Annotated in this window: 22 protein-coding genes; 10 read left to right on the top strand and 12 right to left on the bottom strand. The window is 66.5% G+C overall.

The window, feature by feature from the left end:
• Positions 1 to 194 precede the first annotated feature (194 nt).
• Both AC1DEY_RS14125 and AC1DEY_RS14120 read right to left on the bottom strand, forming a co-directional pair.
• On the bottom strand, positions 195 to 872 hold the full coding sequence (locus AC1DEY_RS14125) for a PAS and ANTAR domain-containing protein (RefSeq protein ID WP_476868477.1): 678 nt from the start codon (positions 870 to 872) through the stop codon (positions 195 to 197).
• Positions 873 to 917: 45 nt separating this feature from the next.
• Entirely contained in the window at positions 918 to 1370 is a 453-nt protein-coding gene (locus tag AC1DEY_RS14120; protein ID WP_476868524.1) for a YegP family protein, read from the bottom strand.
• Between the two features lie 361 nt (positions 1371 to 1731).
• Between AC1DEY_RS14120 and AC1DEY_RS14115 the strand changes: the two genes are divergently transcribed.
• The gene (locus AC1DEY_RS14115; protein ID WP_441408910.1) at positions 1732 to 2118 is read left to right on the top strand and encodes an ArsR/SmtB family transcription factor; all 387 of its coding nucleotides are present in this window, start codon (positions 1732 to 1734) and stop codon (positions 2116 to 2118) included.
• A gap of 300 nt (positions 2119 to 2418) precedes the next feature.
• Here AC1DEY_RS14115 and AC1DEY_RS14110 read toward each other — a convergent pair whose 3' ends face one another.
• The gene (locus tag AC1DEY_RS14110; protein ID WP_476868476.1) at positions 2419 to 3156 is read right to left on the bottom strand and encodes a VOC family protein; all 738 of its coding nucleotides are present in this window, start codon (positions 3154 to 3156) and stop codon (positions 2419 to 2421) included.
• A gap of 219 nt (positions 3157 to 3375) precedes the next feature.
• Between AC1DEY_RS14110 and AC1DEY_RS14105 the strand changes: the two genes are divergently transcribed.
• The 4 genes from AC1DEY_RS14105 to AC1DEY_RS14090 all read left to right on the top strand — a co-directional run bounded on the left by AC1DEY_RS14105 (position 3376) and on the right by AC1DEY_RS14090 (position 8439).
• Positions 3376 to 3963, top strand: a complete 588-nt coding sequence (locus tag AC1DEY_RS14105; protein WP_476868475.1) for a ferritin — start codon at positions 3376 to 3378, stop codon at positions 3961 to 3963.
• An 11-nt stretch (positions 3964 to 3974) separates the two neighbouring features.
• The gene (locus AC1DEY_RS14100) at positions 3975 to 4742 is read left to right on the top strand and encodes an SDR family NAD(P)-dependent oxidoreductase (RefSeq protein WP_476868474.1); all 768 of its coding nucleotides are present in this window, start codon (positions 3975 to 3977) and stop codon (positions 4740 to 4742) included.
• Positions 4743 to 4971: 229 nt separating this feature from the next.
• Positions 4972 to 5907: a polyphosphate kinase 2 gene (ppk2, locus tag AC1DEY_RS14095; protein WP_441408914.1), complete on the top strand. Its 936-nt coding sequence runs from the start codon at positions 4972 to 4974 to the stop codon at positions 5905 to 5907.
• Between the two features lie 9 nt (positions 5908 to 5916).
• Positions 5917 to 8439, top strand: coding sequence for a PEP/pyruvate-binding domain-containing protein (locus tag AC1DEY_RS14090; protein WP_476868473.1), 2523 nt, complete (start codon positions 5917 to 5919; stop codon positions 8437 to 8439).
• On the opposite strand, the gene AC1DEY_RS14085 is transcribed toward AC1DEY_RS14090, so the two are convergent.
• Complete coding sequence (locus AC1DEY_RS14085; RefSeq protein ID WP_476868472.1) at positions 8440 to 9351, bottom strand: helix-turn-helix transcriptional regulator; 912 nt, start codon at positions 9349 to 9351, stop codon at positions 8440 to 8442.
• 145 nt (positions 9352 to 9496) lie between these two features.
• Between AC1DEY_RS14085 and AC1DEY_RS14080 the strand changes: the two genes are divergently transcribed.
• Positions 9497 to 10135 carry a LysE family translocator gene (locus AC1DEY_RS14080; RefSeq protein ID WP_476868471.1) on the top strand — a complete coding sequence of 213 codons (639 nt, stop codon included), beginning with the start codon at positions 9497 to 9499 and terminating at the stop codon, positions 10133 to 10135.
• A gap of 78 nt (positions 10136 to 10213) precedes the next feature.
• Here the strand turns inward: AC1DEY_RS14080 and AC1DEY_RS14075 are convergent, their stop codons facing one another.
• From AC1DEY_RS14075 to AC1DEY_RS14065, 3 genes are all read right to left on the bottom strand, one after another.
• A complete protein-coding gene (locus tag AC1DEY_RS14075; RefSeq protein WP_476868470.1) occupies positions 10214 to 11587 on the bottom strand; it encodes an FAD-dependent oxidoreductase in 1374 nt (457 codons plus the stop codon).
• An 82-nt stretch (positions 11588 to 11669) separates the two neighbouring features.
• On the bottom strand, positions 11670 to 12092 hold the full coding sequence (locus AC1DEY_RS14070) for an arsenate reductase ArsC (protein WP_476868469.1): 423 nt from the start codon (positions 12090 to 12092) through the stop codon (positions 11670 to 11672).
• Between the two features lie 149 nt (positions 12093 to 12241).
• Complete coding sequence (locus AC1DEY_RS14065; RefSeq protein ID WP_476868468.1) at positions 12242 to 12916, bottom strand: arsenate reductase/protein-tyrosine-phosphatase family protein; 675 nt, start codon at positions 12914 to 12916, stop codon at positions 12242 to 12244.
• Between the two features lie 45 nt (positions 12917 to 12961).
• On the opposite strand from AC1DEY_RS14065, the gene AC1DEY_RS14060 reads away from it, so the two are divergent.
• From AC1DEY_RS14060 to AC1DEY_RS14050, 3 genes are all read left to right on the top strand, one after another.
• On the top strand, positions 12962 to 13702 hold the full coding sequence (locus AC1DEY_RS14060; RefSeq protein WP_476868467.1) for an aquaporin: 741 nt from the start codon (positions 12962 to 12964) through the stop codon (positions 13700 to 13702).
• A 73-nt stretch (positions 13703 to 13775) separates the two neighbouring features.
• Positions 13776 to 14126 (top strand): ArsR/SmtB family transcription factor, encoded by a 351-nt coding sequence (locus AC1DEY_RS14055; RefSeq protein ID WP_476868466.1) that lies wholly within the window; start codon positions 13776 to 13778, stop codon positions 14124 to 14126.
• A gap of 35 nt (positions 14127 to 14161) precedes the next feature.
• The gene (locus AC1DEY_RS14050; RefSeq protein ID WP_476868523.1) at positions 14162 to 14647 is read left to right on the top strand and encodes an N-acetyltransferase family protein; all 486 of its coding nucleotides are present in this window, start codon (positions 14162 to 14164) and stop codon (positions 14645 to 14647) included.
• Positions 14648 to 14671: 24 nt separating this feature from the next.
• On the opposite strand, the gene AC1DEY_RS14045 is transcribed toward AC1DEY_RS14050, so the two are convergent.
• Together AC1DEY_RS14045 and AC1DEY_RS14040 are read right to left on the bottom strand one after the other, a co-directional pair.
• Positions 14672 to 15442 carry a cation efflux transmembrane domain-containing protein gene (locus tag AC1DEY_RS14045; protein ID WP_476868465.1) on the bottom strand — a complete coding sequence of 257 codons (771 nt, stop codon included), beginning with the start codon at positions 15440 to 15442 and terminating at the stop codon, positions 14672 to 14674.
• A complete protein-coding gene (locus AC1DEY_RS14040; protein WP_441408923.1) occupies positions 15439 to 15765 on the bottom strand; it encodes an ArsR/SmtB family transcription factor in 327 nt (108 codons plus the stop codon). The genes AC1DEY_RS14045 and AC1DEY_RS14040 overlap by 4 nt, the downstream gene beginning before the upstream one ends.
• 164 nt (positions 15766 to 15929) lie before the next feature.
• On the opposite strand from AC1DEY_RS14040, the gene AC1DEY_RS14035 reads away from it, so the two are divergent.
• On the top strand, positions 15930 to 16796 hold the full coding sequence (locus AC1DEY_RS14035; protein ID WP_476868464.1) for a class II glutamine amidotransferase: 867 nt from the start codon (positions 15930 to 15932) through the stop codon (positions 16794 to 16796).
• Positions 16797 to 16919: 123 nt separating this feature from the next.
• Here the strand turns inward: AC1DEY_RS14035 and AC1DEY_RS14030 are convergent, their stop codons facing one another.
• The 3 genes from AC1DEY_RS14030 to AC1DEY_RS14020 all read right to left on the bottom strand — a co-directional run bounded on the left by AC1DEY_RS14030 (position 16920) and on the right by AC1DEY_RS14020 (position 20176).
• A complete protein-coding gene (locus AC1DEY_RS14030; RefSeq protein ID WP_476868463.1) occupies positions 16920 to 17942 on the bottom strand; it encodes a hypothetical protein in 1023 nt (340 codons plus the stop codon).
• 273 nt (positions 17943 to 18215) lie between these two features.
• Entirely contained in the window at positions 18216 to 18629 is a 414-nt protein-coding gene (locus AC1DEY_RS14025) for a MarR family transcriptional regulator (RefSeq protein WP_476868462.1), read from the bottom strand.
• Positions 18630 to 18742: 113 nt separating this feature from the next.
• Positions 18743 to 20176 (bottom strand): MFS transporter, encoded by a 1434-nt coding sequence (locus AC1DEY_RS14020; RefSeq protein WP_476868461.1) that lies wholly within the window; start codon positions 20174 to 20176, stop codon positions 18743 to 18745.
• Positions 20177 to 20214 lie beyond the last annotated feature (38 nt).

The raw sequence follows: 20214 nt of genomic DNA, 5'->3' as shown, positions 1-20214 counted from the left end.
CAATAACGTAGGACCCGCAGCATCGTTGACAGTCATGATAAAAGGATTTTACACCGCGGAGGGGCGGACAGACCGGTCTGCCTCAGTGCATTCCATTCCTATATGACTGTCTGCGGTCCCGGCGCCGTGCCGGCCGCGCGCATTGGCCAGTGCGCTGGCCGCCGCCTAGTCCTGCCCGGGGGCACCGGGTCCACCTACGGATGAAGGACGCGGTCCGCATCATGGCGTGCCGAGAAACGGCTGTCCAGTGCGTGGACCAGGCTGCGGAGCGTGGCACTTTCCTGCGTGTTGTTTGCCAGCCTGACTATTGCCGAGGCAGCATGGGCAAGCTTGATGTTGTGGTGCTGGCTGTAGGCGGAGAGCCGTTCGAAGGCGGCGTCGGAACCGATGTGCAGAATACCCATCAGGATGCCCTTGGCCTGTTCAATCAGGCCCCGAGTGCCAATGGCACCGGCAATGGCATCGCGGGCAGACCGGTCCGTTTCCAGCTGGATCGTCCTGGTGAGATCCAGCACGAAGCCCTCAACGTAAAGTATTTTCCCCTCGCGGTCGGCAACACCTTCCCCCGCGGCGAGGACGCGGCGCTCCCGCCGACGTGCGTCGAAGAGGCGATGGTAGTTGGCAAAGAATCCTCCCCGACGGCACACGTCCTCAAAGATCTCCCTGCACGGCTTGCGGTCGTCGGGATGCGTGTGGGACACCACCAGGCCCAAAGTCGGCACAACCTCACCGCGGCGGTAGCCGTGGATCTGGTAGATCTGTTCAGACCACTCGAGCTCCCCGGAATCCACTTCGTAGTGAAAGGTCCCAGCGGGGCAATCTTCGCCGACCAGTGCGCTGGAGTAGGCCTGCAGTGCCTTCAGTTCGGCCATGGACGCGCTACCTGCCCAGCCGGGTATCGCGGATCACGACGCCGGTCAGCACGAGCTCAGCCCGACCTCACCGGTCCGCGAGTCCAGAGCCTGCCGCCACCGCGCAATCAACTGCTGGTTCCGGACGACGGCCCTTCCGCCCAGGAATCGTGCGGCGGATGGGATTCGAATGCGTGGCGGCCGGCCAGGAGACCCGGGCGCGCCATCACGAACCGACCTCCCTGGCGCGTGCGCCTCAACGGCGCGTGCCTCATTGGTGCTGCGGTGCACAACGGCCGCCTGTGAAAGCTTGCCTTCCGCGGACCGGTCGACGTCGTCGCTCTGCGGTTTCGCAATTTCTGTCACGTGCCCCATGCCGGCGTACTCCCGCACGGCGGCGATCCCAGCCACAGCTGATCGCTTGTCTGGGAAGGACCTGGAGAGGGCCATGATGGTCCCGTCCGGGGCGGTCAGTCGGAATCGGTAGGAAGTGTCGGAATCGGTGAACAGTTCGAACATGCCGGTCATAGAACCCTCCAGAAAGCTGAGACCCGATTGTTCCCGGCGACGCCGTTGTCACCGGGAACAGCCTGCATCCACCCGTACGACACCAGCCACACAAAGGGGGCCGGATCTAATTGATGAATTCATGAAAGTCTGAACTATGGTCCTGACCTGCGCAAGAGGTAACACTTTGTCTACCGGAGGCGCGACACGGCGGCGACATGGCGGTGTCCGGGCGCTAGGATGTACGTGCGAGCGGGCCAATAGTGACCGTTGCGAGACAGACTTTTCTGTCTCGCAAATGCAAGATTTATTGCGACGGGTTCTGCGCAGACGCGCGGCTCAGAAAATGTGAATGTGAAGGAGGGAAGCCCCGATGCCGGATGATATTCCCGCAGGTATGGCCCTCACCGATGTGAAGGCCGAACTCTTCAAGTCCCTGGGCCACCCTGCTCGAATCCAACTGCTGGAAATGCTCGCTGACGGGCCGGTTGCCGTGAGCAGGCTGCGCGACGGCACGGGCCTGGAGCCCTCCAACCTCTCCCAGCATTTGAGCCTGCTCCGCCGCCAGCGACTGATTGTCCCCTCCCGGCGCGAAGGGCGGCTGTTCTACGAACTGGCCAGCCCTGAGGTGAATGTCCTGCTGGCGGCTGCCCGATCCCTGCTCGGCACTCTCCTCCACACCTCCGGTTTGACCCTGAGCCCCCTGGGCGGGGCCCAGGACGTAGCGCGGGAAGACGCGCGCGAAGAGGCAATCCGCTAGGTCCCGGCACACCCCCCGGAAGGCAGCTTGCCTTCCAGGTCGTCGCCGGCCCGGCCCGACCGGCCGGCGCCTACCATCTCGGTGAAGCGCGGGGGGGAACGAGCGTTCTGTTCACCCTGGATATGCAGCCCAAGGGGCTCATGAAGCTCGTGGGCCCGATGACCGTGGGCCCGATGATCGTCCGGACAGTGAACGCCGAGGTCGCCCAGCTGGTCAACCTCAAGAAGGTTCTCGAATCCGCCTAGCGACAGCGTACGGCGCGGGGCCGATGCCGCCCACGCAACGGGCCGGGGCCATACGTCAGCCCGGGGTCAGGACGCAGAACTCGTTTCCCTCCGAGTCAGCGAGGCACACCCACGGCACATCGCCCTGGCCGACGTCGGCGATAGTGGCGCCCAAAGCCCGCAGCCGGGCCACCTCTGCTGCTTGATCGTCCCCTGGGTACGGCCTCAGGTCGAGATGGACACGGCCCCACACCGACCGCACGGCGGGCGTGCGAAGAAACTCCAGATATGGCCCGACGCCGTTGGCCGAACGCAGCCTCGCATGATCGTCAGTCACCTCGTGCAGGGTCCAGTCCGTCGCCTCGCCCCAGAACCGGGCCATGGCCCGCGGATCCGCACAGCTGACTACCACCGCGGCGATCGGCCCGGTGTCCCGGTAGATCGCTCGAGGCTCCAGCACGCGGAACAGGTTGCCCTCCGGGTCGGCCAGGACCGTCCACGGCACGTCACCCTGGCCCACGTCGGCGGGCGTCGCACCAAGCTTCAACAGGTGCTCCACCAGCTCTTCCTGGTGGGCCGCAGAAGTTGTGTTGAGATCGAGGCGCGTGCGGTACTTCACCGTCTCGGGGTCCGGGACGGTGACGACATCGACGCAGAAGGCAGCGGGGTCCGGGTGGACGGAGCCCACGGGTTCGACATTGGTCACACCGGGTCCCTCGCTGGAAATACCCCAGCCGAGCGCCTCCGCCCAAAACCGGCCGAGCGCGGAGTCATCCCGAGCCTTGAAATTCACCTGAACAAGTCGCAGCGCCATACCGCCTGACCCTATACCCCGGCATTTCCCGGCATAGGCGGACACTCCCTAGCGAAGAGTGGGAAGCTGTCCGCCGAGAACCTGCAGCACCGCGCGGTCTGGAAGGTATTGACCGGCTCGCACGCATCAGGAAGTCTCGAAGGAGTCCAGTCCAAGGACATCGCGGCCGCCCCGGCCTGTCCGCAGATTTTGCACACCACCAACGCGAGGAGATCCCCGATGGGAACCGCCAGTTTCACCGAACTGCTGACCCGCCAAGTCGGCAACGAATTTGCCGCCTCCCACCAATATGTCGCCGTGGCCGCATGGTTTGACGGGCAGGACCTTCCGCAACTGGCCAAGCATTTCTACCGGCAATCGCTCGAAGAACGCAACCACGCCATGATGATGGTCCGCTACATCCTCGACCGCGGCCTGAAGATCGAGATCCCCGGCATCGATCAGGTCCGGAACGACTTCGCGAACGTCGAGGAATCGCTCGCCCTTGTCCTCGCGCAGGAACTTGAAGTCACCGAGAACATCAAGGCAATCTTTGCCGCCGCCAGGGCTGAAAACGACGCCCTGGGCGAACAATTCATGCTCTGGTTCCTCAAGGAGCAGGTCGAAGAAGTCGCCTCGATGACCACGCTGCTGAACATTGCCCGCCGCGCAGACAACCTCTTCGACGTCGAAAACTTCCTGGCCCGTGAACGCGTCGGCGACCAGGGCGGCATCGGCGGGCACCACGGATCCGGCGGCCATCACACCGGGCAAGCCGGAGGGAACCACGACTCCGGAACACCGGAGGCCGCCGGCGGAGCACTCTGACCGCCGGCGCCATGGCACGCATTTTCATTACCGGCTCAACCGACGGACTCGGCCTCGCCACCGCCCGGGCGCTCATCCACGACGGCCATGAAGTCCTGCTGCACGGACGCTCCAGGGAACGCGCGGCCGCCCTCGCTGGACTCGCCCCGCTAGCGGCCGGCGTTGTTATTGGTGACCTCAGCAGCGCCGCCGAAACCCGGGACCTCGCCGAACAGGTCAACGCGCACGGGCGGATGGACGCCGTCATCCATAACGCCGGTGTCTACCTTTCGGCCGGGCGGATGGCGACCCCGGAGGGACACTCCCGCACGCTGGCCGTCAACGTGCTCGCACCCTACCTGCTCACCGCGATGATGGCTCGTCCCGGCCGCCTGATCTACGTCAGCAGCGGCATGCACCACGGTGCCGGCAGCAGTCTCCAGGACATCGACTGGATCGAACGGCGCTGGAATGCCGGCGCCGCCTACTCAGAGAGCAAGCTCTACGTCTCGGCGCTCTCCGCCGCAGTGGCCCGCCGCTGGCCCTCCGTGCTCAGCAACTCCGTCGACCCCGGCTGGGTTCCCACCAAGATGGGTGGCCCCGGCGCGCCCGATGACCTTGCAATGGGCCACGACACCCAGAGCTGGCTGGCGGTCAGCGAGGACCCCGCCGCGCTGGTCTCCGGCGGCTACTGGCACCACCGCCGGCAGCGGAAGCCCGCCCCCGAGGTCACCGACTCGGGCTTCCAGGACAGGCTCACCGCCAAGCTTGCCGAGCTCACGGGCATCACGCTCGCCTGAGCCGAAGACCATGGAATTTCGGCCCCCTTCCCGCGTTGCCGCCCCAGCCGGTCCCGGCGGGTGTGGCGGTGCGGCGGCCAGTCCCCCGGCTGGTCTCTATCCTGAGTTCCACCCGGCGGCTTACGCTGGTCGCATTCGATGAACTCGGTTGTGTCTCAGCTGAGTATCGAACGCAGTCGGCACCATGTGTTTCAGGTGCCGGTTCAGCGAGGCGAGAGGGGGGCCTGGGATGTCGCAGGCGGATAGGACGTGGACACCCGAGGATCAGGGCTGGCTCCGGGAAAACCTGCGGGAGGCCATCGACCACCTGGTGGAGATGGGCTACACGGTGCGCGGCGGGCAAGGGGAGGATCCAGAACTGATCCACCCCGGCGGTTCGGCCGTGCAGACGTGGCGGGAGGACTACCCCTACGAGGAACGGATGTCCCGCGAGGAGTACGAGCTGGAGAAATACCGGCTCCAGGTAGAGCTGCTCAAGTTCCAGTACTGGGGCCAGGACCAGGAGTTGCGGCACGTGATCGTCTTTGAAGGCCGGGATGCGGCCGGCAAGGGCGGCACCATCAAACGCTTCACCGAGCACCTGAATCCCCGCTCGGCCCGGGCGGTGGCACTGAGTAAACCTTCCGACCGTGAACTTGGCCAGTGGTACTTCCAGCGCTACATCCAGCACCTGCCATCGGCCGGGGAGATCGTGATGTTCGACCGCTCCTGGTACAACCGGGCGAACGTGGAGCGGGTCATGGGCTTCTGCACGGAGCAGGAGTTCGACACTTTCATGGTTCAGGCGCCGCTCTTCGAGAGGATGCTGGTGGACTCCGGGATCCACCTGACCAAGTTTTGGTTCTCGGTGACCCGCCATGAGCAGCGCACCCGCTTTGCGATCCGGCAAATAGACCCGGTGCGGCGCTGGAAGCTCTCCCCCATAGACCTGGCCTCGTTGGACCGGTGGGAGGAGTACACGGCGGCCAAGGAAGAGACGTTCGTGCGAACCGACACGGACCACGCACCATGGATCACCATCAAGTTCAACGACAAGAAACGCGGACGGATCAATGCCATGCGCTACTTCCTGAACCAGTTCGACTACGAGGACAAGGACACATCAGTGGTCCACAGCCCTGACCGGCTCATAGTGCGTCGCGGCCGTGAAGCCGCGGGCGACTAGCGCGCCCCCATGATTGGCGAGCGCCCCGCAGCGGGCCGGGTGGCGACTCCGGACGGCACTGTGGCCGGCCTGGCCGACGTCGGCGACAGATCTGTCGCCGGCGGGAAAGGGGTGAACCTGGGCGACCTGATACGGGCCGGTTTTCCGGTGCCTCCCGGGTTCGTCATCACCACGGCGGCCTATGGATTGATGCTCGAAGAGACGGGCTTGGCCCAGACCCTCAGCGGCCTGTTGCGGGAAGGGGCGGAGGGAGAACGGATCAGGGCAGCTTTCGGCGGTGCGCTCATGCCGGCGGGCATACGCGGCGCGATCACTGCCGCCTACCGGCGCCTGGGATCCGGTAGGGTGGCCGTCCGTTCGAGCGCCACGGCCGAAGACCTCCCTGGAGCCGCCTTCGCCGGTCAGCAAGACACCTTCCTGAACGTCGTCGGAGAACAGGCGCTCCTCAGGGCGGTCGAAAGTTGCTGGGCGTCGCTGTGGACCGACCGGGCGATTTCCTACCGGGCCCGGCAGGGCGTAACCGCGGACGGCCTGGCGATCGCCGTCGTCGTCCAGAGGATGGTGGACGCAAACGTCGCCGGAGTGATGTTCAGCGCGGACCCGATCACGGGGCGACGGGACCGGATCCTCCTGGACGCCGGCCTGGGTGTGGGTGAGGCTGTCGTCTCGGGCACTGTGACCCCCGAACACTTCGTGATGGACCGACGCGGCAGGCTCTTGAGCTGGCAGCCCGGGGGCGCTGACGCACTCACCGGCGCCGGACCCGTTCCCGGCGCCAGTGCCAGTGCCGCCATGGACGGGACCAGCAAGCCTGCGCTGGCGAGGGACCAGCTCGCCCGGCTGGCAGAACTTTGTGGCCGCGCCGTGGACCTTTTCGGCGTCCCGCAGGACATCGAATGGGCGGTGTCCGGCGGCAGGGTGTTTGTGCTGCAGGCACGACCGATGACGGCGTTGCCGCCCGAGCCCGCGGACCTGAACTTCCTGCAGAAGAGAATCGGCCCCACGTATGTCGAGATGTTCAACGAGCGGCCCTATCCGCTGGATGTTTCCGGGTGGCTTCGACTCGGGCTGTTCGACATGCTCGGGCAGATGGCCGGCAGCATCGGCGTTGGCTTTCCCGCCGTCGCGCAGATCCTTCCCGAAGCGGACGGCGTGGTGGTCCGGCTGGTGCCGCCCGTACCCCGCCCCACGTTCAAGATCCTGGGCGCGCCGGTGCTGATCCTGGCCAGGAGTCGGCGCTTCAAACTGTCGCACTGGACCAGCGACGCCCGGCTCACGGCCTATCTGGCAGAGGTGGACAGGCTGAACACGCAGGACCCCGGTCAACTGGACTGGCCCCAGACCCTCCAGCACGTGCGCCGCATTTTCGCGGGGCTGTCACCGGTCACCGACCTGCGCGTCTCGTATTTTCCCGGCCTGCTGATCTCCCAGGCCAGGCTGAGATCGCTGCTGCTTCTGCTCGGCCAATCACGGCTGGCCCCCGCCCTGGACGCCGGCGCACCCACCCAAACCAGCGCCGCGAACCAGGAATTGGAAACCCTGGCCGGCCTGGTGCGCGACGACCCCGGCCTGCGGGCCTTGTTTGAAAAGCCCGGCGCCCCGGATCTGGCGGCCATCCTGGCCAACCCACGGTACACGGACTTCGCGGGCCGTTTCGACGACTTCCTACGCACGTATGGCCACCGGGAGACGGCCAGCGTGGTGCTGAGCAGTTCACCCACCTGGTCCGAGGTACCTGAGGTTGTCCTGGGACTGGTCAAAGTCCTGATTGATGCCCCGCCCGCGAAAACAGACCAGACCGGCAACGCACTCCGGATACTCCTGGCCCACCCGGCCATGAAGAACCCTCGGTTCCGGAGCCTGGTGCTGAACGCAGTCGAGCAGGCCAAGGCAGGAATGGCGTTCCGGGAGGACACGCACTTTTACGCCACGGCGCTCCTTCCCCCGCTGCGCAGGTCCCTCCTGAGCCTCGGCCAGCGGTTGCAAGCTGCGGGGATCATCGACCGGCCGGACGAGGTCTTCCACCTCCGGTTCGAAGAGCTCTGCGCCATGGCCGACCCTGCCCGCCTCACGGGAGCCGAACGGGCCCGGTGGCGCAGCCTCGTGATCGCGCGCACCGCCAAGCGCCGCGACCTCGCAGCGGTTCCGCTCCTGGAACTGAGCGATCTTTTCGGGGAGGCGGCGCAGGACACGGATGCGCTCGTGAAAGGATCGGGCGCCAGCAGGGGCACGGCCACCGGCGCGGTGCGCGTCATCTTGCAGCCGGCGGAATTCGGGAACCTTCGCAGCGGCGAAGTCCTCGTCTGCCCCTACACCAACCCGTCTTGGACACCCCTGTTCCAGCGGGCCGCCGCCGTCGTGGTGGACACCGGAGGGATAGGCTCGCACGCCGCCATCGTGGCCCGCGAATATGGCATTCCCGCCGTCATGGGCACCCGCAACGGCACCGGCATCCTCACAACAGGCCAGCGCGTCACCGTGGACGGCGGCACCGGGCTGGTCATCCCCGCCCTGCAGCCTCCCGCCGTGTAGCTAGGACGCGCTGCCCAGCGCGCTGCGGGTCGGGGCTTCGGGCGCGCTTTCCCGTTCCTGGGTTGCAGCCCAACTCGCCAGGAGACGTACCCGCTCCGCGGTGGGTGTGCCGGGTTCAGCCGTGTAAATCAGGAGGGTCCAGCCGGGGTCGGCCATCAGCTCGGTGCCTTCGAAGAGGAATTCGAGGTCACCGACAATCGGATGGTGGAACCGCTTAATTCCGGTGGCGTGGCGGCGGACATTGTGATCGCCCCACTTGGCCCGAAACTCCTCACTRCGGGTGGACAGTTCGCCGACGAGATCCTGGAGGTCCTTGTCGTAGGGGTCGCGGCCCGCCTCGGTTCGAAGGATCGCGACGATCGCATCGGCCGCGGCATCCCAGTCCAGATAGAACAGTTCGGCCTTCCCACGATCCAGGAAGGCGTGCCGGGCCAGGTTCACGGGCCGTTCTGCAGCGGAATAGGCGTCGACGTGGAGTGCCCGGCCGAGGATATTCGCGGCGATGATGTCCAGCCGGCCGTTGCGCACCAGGGCTGGGCCGCCCGTTATCGCGTCGAGAGCCAGCTGAAGGCCGGAACGGACCGTCGGGCTGCGAGGCGAACGGCGCTTTCGGTGCCCCGGCGACGTGTTCGCCGCGCGGGCGAGGTCGAAGAGGTGGTCGCGTTCGGCGTCGTCCAGCAAGAGAGCATCCGCGATGGCATGAAGAACCGCGTCCGAGGCGCCGGCGAGGTCCCCGCGCTCCAGCCGCGAATAGTACTCAACACTCACGCCGGCCAGAAGCGCGGCCTCGGTGCGTCGGAGCCCGGGGACCCTCCGGTTCGTGCCAGGGGCCAGTCCCACTTGCTGCGGCTGCACCTTCGCCCGCCGCGTCGTGAGGAACTCACGAACTTCTTCCCGGTTCTCTGCGGTCATAGGACAACACTAGGAGGTGTTCGGGGCGCATGGGGTTCCCTGGCAGGGCACCCATAGTTGTGAACTGGGTGTGAACGCGGCCGACGACGTCTTACAGTTCCGCGGTAATTGCAACCAGGCGGCCGGCACCCCGACAATGGTCCTCATGACCGCCGTAACCCTGCTGGCCTTTGCCGGGCTGTGCCTGCTGCTTTCCGTCACCCCGGGCCCGGACACCTTCCTGGTGCTCCGGATCTCGCTGCAGAGTGCCGGGGCTGGCCTGGCCGCGGCGTTCGGCTCGGCGCTGGCCTCCATGGTCTGGGCGGCGCTGGTGGGCGTGGGACTCGCCGCCGTGCTGGAGGACCCCGCGGAAGTGTTCCGGTGGCTGAAGATCGCAGGCGGGTTATACCTCCTGTACCTGGGTATCTCGTCGCTGATCCGTGCCCGCGGCAGGTCAGCCACCGCCACAACGGTCGGGCACCCTCCGCGCCGCAGCCACAGCCGAAGGGCAGGGTTTGGCGCCGGCGCACTCTCCACACTCCTGAACCCCAAAGTCGGCCTGTTCTACCTCGCCGTCGTGCCGCAGTTCATTCCGCACGGCGGCAACACGCTGGACACAGCCATGGTGCTCGGCGCCATCGAAAGCGCCATCGGCTTCCTCTATCTGGCGGCCGTCGCCATCGCGGCGGCGAAAGCAATGGCATGGCTGCAGCGCCCCCGCGTAAGCCGGTGGCTCGAACGCGGTAGCAGCGGCATCATCGCCGCACTCGGCCTGGGCGTGCTGGCGTCCAGCACCAGCTCGTAGGCCGCCGGAGGGCTCGTCCGTTTCCCAGACTTCAATGTCGGTGCCGGCGTGTGACAGATCATGGAACGTAGGCCCGCTTCAGCCGGTTTCGCCGGAGCGGCCGTGGGACAGTCCGGTGGGGAATCCGACGAGCACCGGTTCAGGAGCCGCGCAACACGAGGACTCTGATACCGCGGGGGCGGCCGGGACGTCGCAGCTGGTGCCGGCGTCGGAGGAGCACACGCCGGTTTCAGGGAGTTCGAGCTGGACGGTGTCGGCCGCTTCGCGGTCCCCGGCCAGGGCGGCGACGACGGAACGGACCTGTTCGTAGCCCGTGGCCAGCAGAAACGTTGGCGCGCGGCCGTAGGACTTCATGCCAACGATGTAGAAGTCCTTGTCCGGGTGGGCCAGCACCGCGGCGCCGTGCGGGGGGACGGTGCCGCAGGAATGGAACTCCGGGTCGATGAGCGGGCCGAGTTCTGTGGGTGCTTCGACGGCGGGGTCCAGGTTCAGGCGGAGTTCACGCAGAATGTCCAGGTCCGGGCGGAAACCGGTGCAGGGAACGACGACGTCGGCCTCAAGGATGCGGCCGTCCACGGACTCGACCGTGACGTGCGAGGCGAGAGATTTCAGCGAGCCGATGCCAAAGCCGGTGTGCAGTTCGATGCTTCCTGCCTCGACGAGGCGGCGCAGGCGGGCACCGAGCTGGCCGCGGGCGGGCAGCCCGTCGGCGTCGCCACCACCGTAGACCTTCCCGGCGGACCCGCCGCGGACCGCCCAGAGGATCCGGGTGTCCGGTTCATCCTTGGCCAGGTCCGCCAGGCTGATCAGGGTGTTGGCGGCGGAGTGACCGGCGCCGACTACCAGGACGCGGCGTCCGGCGAACGCGGCACGGCCGCGGCCGGTGACATCCGGGAGCGGGGCGGAGATCCGGTCCGCGGCGGAGTCTTCGCCGATGGCGGGGAGCCCGGAGGTCCCCAGCGGGTTGCGGGTGGACCAGGTGCCGGAGGCGTCGATGACCGCGGCCACGGTGTGGTCGCGGGTTTCTCCGTCCGTGTGCTGGACCCGGAGGACGAACGGCGTGCTGTCGCGGTTGCGGGTGTGGGTCTTGTCCATGCCGGCGCGGGTCACGGCGATGACCCTGGCGCCGGTCTGCAGCTTTGAACTGATGGCCGGGAGGGCGGCCAACGGGGCGAGGTAGTCATCGATGAGTTCTCCGCCGTAGGGCAGGGCCGTGGGGCGGGGCGATTTCCAGCCGGAGGCTTCGAGCAGGCGGGCGGCGGCGGCATCGACATTGAACCGCCACGGGGAGAACAGCCGGATGTGGCGCCACTGCTCAATGGCCGCGCCCGCGGACGGGCCGGCCTCGAAGATCAGCGGTTCCAGGCCGCGTTCGATCAGGTGGGCTGCGGCCGCCAGGCCCACGGGCCCGGCGCCGATCACTGCAACGGGAAGGTTCTTCGCAGAATCCATGGTTTCCTCTGTTTGATCCATAGGTGTGGTGGTTCAGTTGGGAGAAGCCTGCAGGTCCAAATCTCCCAATGCTCAGCGGGGGCTATTTGGCGACGGTCGTGAGCGACGCGATCAGGTCCTCGATGCGGGTCTTGATCTCGTCGCGGATCGGGCGGACGGAGTCCATGCCCTGCCCGGCGGGGTCTTCCAGGACCCAGTCCTCGTACCGCTTGCCGGGGAAATAGGGGCATTCGTCACCACAGCCCATGGTGATGACGACGTCGGATTCCTTCACAGCCTCGGTGGTGAGGATCTTCGGGATCTCGGCAGACATGTCGATCCCGAGTTCGGCCATGGCCTCCACGGCCGCCGGATTGACCTTGTCCGCGGGCTGGGAACCGGCGGACCGGACCTCGATCCGTCCCTCGCCCAGGGTAGTCAGGAAGGCGGCGGCCATCTGGGAGCGGCCGGCGTTGTGGACGCAGACGAACAGGACGGAGGGCTTCTTGGCGGTTTCGGTACTCACGGGTTTCTCCTGGAATCAGTTAGGTGTGGATCGGTCTTGATGAGGTCGTCGTCCCGCACCACTCTTGACTGCGTAGACATTGATGCTTGTCGATGCTTGAAGTATCGAACTATAAATCGATACTTGTCAATATTGGTGGATTTCGGGTTTTAGGCGGCGATCACGCGGGGTGCGAGGCCGTTGATGCGGTGGACGATATCCGTAAACGCTTGCTCGAAGGCTTCATCGGTACCCAGGCGCAACGGGTCCGACACGGACCAGTGCACACCGCCAAGGCTGGCCAGTTCCTCATGGGCGTTGTCGCACACGGTCACCACCAAGTCCCCCTCCCCCACCACGTGCTCCAGCTTGCGCGGTGGAACGTCTGCCAGATCGACGCCGTGGCGGCGGGCGACCTCGATGGCCCCCTGGGCGATGCTCTCCGCGGGATGCGTTCCCGCCGACGTCGAGGGGATTTCGCTGACACGCCGCCAGAGCGCGGCGGCCAGCTGGGACCTGGCACTGTTTCGAGTACAGACGAACAGCAGGCGGCGGGCCCCGTGCTCAGCCCCGGGCACCAGGCCTTCCAGGGCGCCGGCAACAAGCCGAACATAGCTGCGGCGCCGGTCGGCCTCGGAGCGGTGGYGGGTTGTCAGCCCGGCCTCTTCCAGGGCGCGCAGGTGATGGGAGAGCAGATTCGACGGCACCCCCAGCTCCGCCTGCAGTTCCGTCGGGGAGAAGTCACCCAGAGTCAGCAGATCAACGATGCGCAGGCGCGCAGGATCAGCGAGGGCCGCGTGCTTGGCGACCCTCGCCCGGAAAGCGCCTGCTGCCTCAATATTCATTGGTTCAATTTTGATTGAGGCAATTCTTTCAGTCAAGCTGTTGCCATGACTTCAAACCAGCCGCCGTTATGGCGCCGCGCCACCGCCGAACTGCTCGGCACCAGCCTGCTCGTGATGATCGTCGTCGGCTCCGGAATCGCCGCCCAGCAGCTCTCCCCCAATGACCCAGGCCTGCAGCTGCTCCAGAACAGCACCGCCACCGTGCTCGGCCTGACGGTGCTGATCCTTGTACTCGGGCCCATGAGCGGCGCGCACTTCAATCCGGCGGTCTCGGCCGCCGACTGGATCCTGGGCCGGCGTAATGGCACCGGATTGAGCCTGCCGGAGCTTGGCACCTATGTGGTTGCCCAGACTGTGGGTGCGGTCGGTGGCAGCGTGGTCGCGAACGCAATGTTTGAGGTAAGCACCTCCATCTCCACCAAGGAGCGTGCAACCACGGGACACCTATTGGGCGAGGTCGTCGGTACCGCCGGCCTCATCCTTCTCATTTTCGCCCTCGCTGCCACATCCCGTGGCGTTCTCGCGGCACCGGCGGTGGGCGCCTACATCGGGGCCGCCTACTGGTTCACCTCCTCGTCATCGTTCGCCAACCCGGCCGTCACGGTGGGCCGAATCTTCACTGACACCTTCGCCGGCATCGCACCCGCCTCCGTTCCCGGCTTCGTCGTGGCACAGATGGTCGGCGCGGCAGCGGGTCTCGGACTCCTCCTGATCCTGTTCCCCTCGGCGGCCCGCACCGCGGACGACGTCGTGCTGGCGCACAGTTCCGAGCCAGCCCGCACCTAGCCTCGCCGGCAGCCGGGTGACTCCTCACACTCGTATACATTGATGATTATCAATATCCGGGCATAATAGGTACATGAACTTGCTCCCTGTCCTCGAACCGGCCACCGGTGAAACCTGCTGCACCCCGGCAGGAGTGACTGCCCTCGGTGCTGAGGAGGCGAAGCAGAAGGCGCTGGTCTTCAAGGCGCTGGCCGACCCGAACCGGCTGCGGCTGCTCTCCATCGTCAAGGCCGATCCGTCCGGCGAATCCTGCGTGTGCGACCTGACCGAACCGCTGGACCTTGGCCAGCCCACCGTCTCCCACCACCTGAAGATCCTGGTCGACGCGGGGCTGCTGCACCGCGAAAAGCGCGGGACGTGGGCGTATTACTCCCTGGTTCCCGGCGCCCTGGAGCGGACAGCCGGACTCCTGGCGGCCCTGTGACCGCGCTCGAACTGTCCGCGGTCACGATCCGCGCCATGCACCACGGCGACTGGCCGGCCGTCCAGGGGATCTACCGTGAGGGAATCGCCACCGGCCACGCCACCTTCGAAGTAGAGGCGCCCGACTGGGACCGCTTCAACGCTTCGAGGCTGCCGCGCCACCGGTTCGTCGCAGAGGCCGCAGACAGCCGGATCCTTGGCTGGGCCGCCGTCGCCCCCGTCTCTGCCCGCCCTGCCTACGCTGGCGTGGTGGAGCACTCCGTCTACATCGCAGCCGATGCACGCGGTCGCGGCCTGGGCGCGGCGCTGCTGCAAGCCCTGGCAGACTCCACGGAGAGTGACGGGATCTGGACCATCCAGGCCAGCGTCTTCCCCGAAAACGAAGCCAGCCTCAAACTCCACTTGGCCAACGGCTACGTCGTCGTCGGGCGCAGGAGCCGCATCGCCAGGATGGCCCACGGCCCGCTTACCGGACAGTGGCGTGACACCGTCCTGATCGAGCGCCGCTCCTCCGCCATCTGAACGGTCCACTGGGACCCGGCAGGCCTACAACTCAGTGCTTCCGGGAGCCAACGTCGATGCCRCATCCTGTGGTCCGGGCCCGGTTCCGCAACCCTCACAGCAGCCCGAACCGGCGCCGGGCGCAGGATCGGCCCCAGGTTGAGATGCCTCACCGGCATTCGCCCCGTGCGGAACGGCGCAGCAAACATCTCCGCGCCAGGCGTTGATGCCCTCGCGGACGGCGATCGCGGCAATGACCAGGGCTGCGCCGGCGTCTGCCCACCACCAGCCCAGGGTGCTGTTCAGCACCAGGCCGACGAGAAGGACCGCAGAAAGATAGGTACACAGAAGGGTCTGTTTGGAGTCGGCGACCGCCGTCCTGGAACCCAGCTCCCGGCCTGCCCGGCGCTGCAGCCAGGAAAGGACGGGCATGATGGCCAGGCTCAGGGCGGCGATGACGATGCCCGGGACGGAGTGCTGCGCCTCGCCCCCGCCGGTGAGGGACAGGACGGAATCTGCGGTGACGAAGGCCGCCAGGGCAAAGAACGAAATGGCGATGATCCGCAGCGTCAGGTGCTCACGCCGCTCCGGATCCTTGGCGGAGAACTGCCAGGACAGCGCCAGTGCCGACGCAACCTCGATCACGGAATCCAGTCCGAACCCGATCAGCGCCGAAGAGTCCGCTACGCCGCCCGCCCACAGGGCCACGACGGCCTCGATCAGGTTGTAGGTGATGGTTGCGGCGGCGAACAGCCGGATCCGCCTGGTCAGGACAGCCCGGCGCTCAGGCGCCGGCGCGTGCAGGAGGGCCGTCATGCCAGGCACGTCCCGTCCGGCGCGCAGCACGACGGGTCGACCGCGAGTACCACGCCGATCAGGTCCTTGATGGCATGGCCCAGCCGGGCATCAGCAAGTTCATACCGGGTCCGCCTGCCATCGGGAACCGCAACCACAAGCCCGCAGCCGCGAAGACAGGTCAGATGGTTGGACATGCTCTGCCGCGATACCCCGAGGGAGTCGGCAAGATCGGACGGATACGCCGGCGCGTCTGCCAGGGCCAGCAAAGTACGGGCCCGGGTAGGGTCCGAAACCGCGTAGCCGAACCGTGCCAGCACCGGGGCATGCGTGAGGGTCTCCATGAATCCAAAGTACAGCCGTGCATGTATTCACGCAATGATGTACATGACGAAGGCCAGGAAGCGTGCAGGGCAAATGGCTTGGGCGCAACGGCCGCCGCGGGTAGCGTGACCACCAGGCAGGTCCTGCCGCGGCTGCGGCCGACACACCACAAGGAGGAGGGCCCATGTGCCGACTGTTCGGCCTGCACGCCGGGCCTGGTCCGGTCCGGGCGACGTTCTGGCTCCTGGACGCCCCGGACAGCCTGTCGGCCCAAAGCCGTCGGGAGCCCGACGGCGCCGGGATAGGCACCTTTGACGCGAACGGCAGGGCCCACGTGGCAAAGCAACCGCTTGCGGCGTGGGAGGACCACGCCTTCGCGCGCGAGGCCCGGGTCCTCAAGAGCACCACGTTCCTTGCCCATGTGCGGTACGCCAGCACCGGCGCACACACCATGGTCAACACGCACCCGTTTGAACAAGACGGGCGGCTGTTCGCCCACAACGGCGCCTTCGGCGACCTGGGGCGGCTCAATCAGCGCCTGGCAGAACTCGGCGTCGCGGATCTGGTGCACGGCCAGACGGACAGCGAACGCCTCTTTGCGCTGATCACCGCCGAGAGCCGGCGCTCAGGCGGCGATGTCGGGGAAGGCATCACCCGGGCCATCCGGTGGGTTGCCGAGGAATTGCCCGTCTTCAGCCTGAACTTCATCGTGACGACGGCGACCGACCTTTGGGCGGTCAGGTACCCGGCCACCCATGAGCTGCACGTGCTGGAACGCAAGCCTGCCGCGGGCGCCGAGCCGGCACCCCTGGATGCACGGAGCGCCCGCATCCACGCACACAGCCGGGATCTGTCCCGTTCCGCGCACGTCCTTATCGCCACCGAGCCCATGGATCCCAACCCGGGGTGGCGTCCCATGGATCCCGGCGAAATGGTGCACGTTGGTCCGGATTTGGCCGTGACGGCCACGTTCCCCTTCCCGGAGGCGCCGGCGCATCCACTGACCCTCGCGGACCTTGACCCGTCCGCGGCGGCGTCCCAGAAGCCCTGACCGCGGCCTGTCCGGACTTCGGGGATCGCCATGCCCCTGCGTCGCTGGGCGAGCGAACGAGCGCCCCGTGATCTACGACATTCGTGCGGTGTGCAACGCCGTCCCCGGTCGAAGTGCGGCGGGCTACCGGGTCAGAGGAGCGGTCAAACCTGCTGTCGAGATTCGTGGGGTCAGTTTGCTCGCGGCAGGAACGGGAAATGGGAAACCGAGATTGGCAAGGCGGCCCCGGACCTGATTCTGGGCCTGGCAGTCCTGTACGCACTCCGTGGCCGGGTTGGCGACCTCGGTAGCGTCCTCACCAGTCACCATTCCCATCCGTCCGCCGCTGGCCACGTCCCAGATGGACATGCCGCCGCAATGGTCCCGGGTTTCAGCGAGGGCGAGGTTGTTGGTGAAGTCCGCGCCACAGTCCGGCTGCCGAACGCGGGTGGCAACCTGCGCGCTGTCGCGCACCACGAACTTGGCGGAGACCGCGTTGCCGATGTTGACCCGGGGCGCCACCCGGGCACAGAACTGGCTCGGCGGTCCGGCCTGAACGCTGGTGCACGCGGAGCCGAGGAATTGCCCGAGCCTGGTGCGGAAGTTGGAGTTGTCGAAATAGAAGGCACCGGCCGCCAGCCGGTGCACGATGAGCGTCCTGGTTCCGTCGCCGCGCTCGGGCTCCATCTGGAACAGTCCACCGGAGGCGCAGTCCTTAGCCTGGATCGTCATCGACAAGCCGCCAGTCCCGGTTCGGGACATCACCACGTCCGTGTCCTTAACCTTCAGCGCTACGGCACTGGTAAATTTCAGGCCGCGGTGGTCCGGGATCTTGCTCGCATAGACCGGCGTTGCCCGGCCGCCCGTGAGGTCCAATTCATTTGCCGCGCCGGTGAAGGCATAGTTGTAGATGGCAAAATTGGCGGGATCGACGTCGAACTGGACATACTTTCCTTGGACCCGGAACCGGTTTCCCGGAGCCGCCACGGCGCCGTCGAAGTCGCCGGCCTTACCGAGGACGCGGAACCCCCCGTCCGCACATCCCTTCGACGATGCGGCCTCCGCGGGGACGGTGGTAGCGACGAAGCCGACGCCAGAGGCCGCCAGGGCGACCGCCACAACCGCTGACCGGAATTTCCAATTTGGTCCGTACTTGCCAATGCCCATCAGATCCTCCTTGCCGGCCGGCATCGCAGAACCCAAGAGAGAGTTCCCGTCCCGTCAACCGGAGCCAGACTATGGCGTGCCGTTGTGCCGGAAGAAGCAACATGACCGCTACTGGACGCATCTTGTCCAGTTCTTGGATTTCCAGGCCGATCGCGGGATCTGCCTGGAACTCCACGGATTCGGCCGGCCACAGCAAGGCCCGCAGCAATCCGCTGTCGGGACCCCTCTACCGACGAGGAATCCCAGCAGGTGGATCAGGGAAGACGCACTCAGCTATCTCGCCGCGAGCCGGTCGGCGTTGTTGGTCATCCGTTCGAGGACGCTGACAGCCATGGCGTACTCATCGGCTCCGATGCCTGCCGTGAGCTCATGGCGGGTCGCTTCGACCAGCCTGGAGGCCTCCGAATGCAGGGCGTAGCCGGCCCCGGTCTGGGCGAGGCGGCCATCGAGGAGGAAAACGAGCTCCCTGCGAACGAGCGCGGCCAGGTCGCGTTCCTGTCCGCCGTCGCCAGTGTCGAAGGGGCGCAAGAAATCCCATATCTCCGCCGGAGTTGCGGGTGCCGAGCTCAACAAGTTGAGGACCTGCCACTGCCGTCTGGTCAGGTGGACGCGGGCCAGCGTGGAATCGAGTTGTGCCTCCAGCGCCGCGTCCAGGCGCTTGACCCAGTATCCGATAGGCCTGTTCACCTTGCCATCGTCGCAGGAGCGTCATACCCGGGCAAGGCGTTCCGGCGCGCCCCAGAGGAGAGCCACCTCAGCGCTCGGGACTGCCCTGGCGGCCATAGGCCCCCGCCCGGCCGTCAGCCCGGCCGTGTCTGCCGGTTGCCCCGGATGCTTTTCGATCCGGCTTTGTGTCGTAGCGGGCCAGCCTGCGGCAGGGGAGGGTTCCGGATACCGACGCCGGAAACTATGCCCCCGAGGATGAGCAGGACGGCGGTCACGCCCAGCATCCGGTGAAATCCGTCCAGTTCAAGTTTGCCGCCCACAACCAGGCCGACCACTGCGATGCCGACCAGACCCGCAACCCTGCTCACGGCATTATTTACTGCAGAGCCGATGCCGGCCTGCTGTTCTAGCACCGAGCCGAGAATGGCGGCGGTGAGCGGCGCGACTGTCGCAGAGAGCCCGACTGCGAACAGGAGGATCCCGGGCATCAGCTGGGTCCAATAGTTGACCGGGATTTCAGTTGCGAGCATCAGGAGGTATCCAACTCCGGCGAGAGCGGGTCCCAGGGCCATGAACCAGCGCGGCCCGAAGCGCCCGGCCAGTGAGCCAAACCATGATGCCAGGAGGATGTTGACGAGACTGACCGGAAGCAACGCCAGAGCAGCCAACGTCGCCGGAAACCCGGCCACCTGCTGCAGGAAGAGCACGATGATGAATCCCCCGATCGACAGCGCCGCGTAGACGAAGGCCGTCGCCACATTGCCGACGGCAAAGTTTCGGACGGAGAAGAGGCTGAGTGGCAGGAGAGGCTGCCGCGCGGTCCGTTCCCGCCAAATGAATCCGGCGAGGCACAGGATGCCCAGGACGAACGGCATCAGGATAAGCGGGCTCCGCCAGCCATAGTTGCCTTGTTCGATCAGCGCGTAGACCGGACCCGCCAACCCCAGAACACAAAGAACGGCGCCCGGGTAGTCGATGCGCACCCCAGCCACGCGAACATCCTTGGCCCGCAGCACGCCCAACATGTACAGCGTCAAAGCAATGGGCAGGACGTTGATTCCGAAAACCCAACGCCATCCCACCGAGTCCACCAGCACTCCCCCAAGCAGCGGGCCCGCGATGAACGCCACGGTTGTACCGGCGGTCCACTGCCCGATCGCCTTCGCCCGGGGAGCGTCGTCGAAGTTTGAGGTGATCAGGGCGAGGGAACTGGGCACCAGCAGGGCGCCCGCGACGCCCTGGAGCGCCCTCGCCAGGATCAGGAACTCCTCCGTGGGGGCCAGCGCACACATCACCGACGTTGCGCCGAATCCGATCAGGCCAGCGCGGAGGACCACAACGCGTCCGAGCAGATCAGAGAGCGAACCGGCCACCAGGATCAGTGAACCCAGGGTAATCAGGTAGGCGTCAACAACCCATTGCTGCGTCGTCAGACCGCCGCCCAGTTCACGGGAAATGGCCGGCAGCGCCACGTTGATGACGCTGCTGTCCAGAAACGACACAAAGGACGCGAGAATCGCGATCCACAGCACAAGCCTTTGGGTACGCGCCGACGGTAGGGAGCTCACCCTCCCAGTTAACACCCTCGCCTTCTGCTCGAGGCTTG

The organism is Arthrobacter sp. 05T47 (assembly GCF_056395825.1).
The sequence above is the reverse complement of the archived record's forward strand: the minus strand, read 5'-3'. Positions and strand labels throughout refer to the sequence as shown.

Excerpts from the sequence above, each read along its gene's own strand:
- AC1DEY_RS14125 (WP_476868477.1), bottom strand. The coding sequence starts at position 872 with ATGGCCGAACTGAAGGCACTGCAGGCCTACTCCAGCGCACTGGTCGGC.
- AC1DEY_RS14120 (WP_476868524.1), bottom strand. The coding sequence starts at position 1,370 with ATGTTCGAACTGTTCACCGATTCCGACACTTCCTACCGATTCCGACTG.
- AC1DEY_RS14115 (WP_441408910.1), top strand. The coding sequence starts at position 1,732 with ATGCCGGATGATATTCCCGCAGGTATGGCCCTCACCGATGTGAAGGCC.
- AC1DEY_RS14110 (WP_476868476.1), bottom strand. The coding sequence starts at position 3,156 with ATGGCGCTGCGACTTGTTCAGGTGAATTTCAAGGCTCGGGATGACTCC.
- AC1DEY_RS14105 (WP_476868475.1), top strand. The coding sequence starts at position 3,376 with ATGGGAACCGCCAGTTTCACCGAACTGCTGACCCGCCAAGTCGGCAAC.
- AC1DEY_RS14100 (WP_476868474.1), top strand. The coding sequence starts at position 3,975 with ATGGCACGCATTTTCATTACCGGCTCAACCGACGGACTCGGCCTCGCC.
- ppk2 (WP_441408914.1), top strand. The coding sequence starts at position 4,972 with ATGTCGCAGGCGGATAGGACGTGGACACCCGAGGATCAGGGCTGGCTC.
- AC1DEY_RS14090 (WP_476868473.1), top strand. The coding sequence starts at position 5,917 with ATGATTGGCGAGCGCCCCGCAGCGGGCCGGGTGGCGACTCCGGACGGC.
- AC1DEY_RS14080 (WP_476868471.1), top strand. The coding sequence starts at position 9,497 with ATGACCGCCGTAACCCTGCTGGCCTTTGCCGGGCTGTGCCTGCTGCTT.
- AC1DEY_RS14075 (WP_476868470.1), bottom strand. The coding sequence starts at position 11,587 with ATGGATTCTGCGAAGAACCTTCCCGTTGCAGTGATCGGCGCCGGGCCC.
- AC1DEY_RS14060 (WP_476868467.1), top strand. The coding sequence starts at position 12,962 with ATGACTTCAAACCAGCCGCCGTTATGGCGCCGCGCCACCGCCGAACTG.
- AC1DEY_RS14055 (WP_476868466.1), top strand. The coding sequence starts at position 13,776 with ATGAACTTGCTCCCTGTCCTCGAACCGGCCACCGGTGAAACCTGCTGC.
- AC1DEY_RS14050 (WP_476868523.1), top strand. The coding sequence starts at position 14,162 with ATGCACCACGGCGACTGGCCGGCCGTCCAGGGGATCTACCGTGAGGGA.
- AC1DEY_RS14040 (WP_441408923.1), bottom strand. The coding sequence starts at position 15,765 with ATGGAGACCCTCACGCATGCCCCGGTGCTGGCACGGTTCGGCTACGCG.
- AC1DEY_RS14035 (WP_476868464.1), top strand. The coding sequence starts at position 15,930 with ATGTGCCGACTGTTCGGCCTGCACGCCGGGCCTGGTCCGGTCCGGGCG.
- AC1DEY_RS14030 (WP_476868463.1), bottom strand. The coding sequence starts at position 17,942 with ATGGGCATTGGCAAGTACGGACCAAATTGGAAATTCCGGTCAGCGGTT.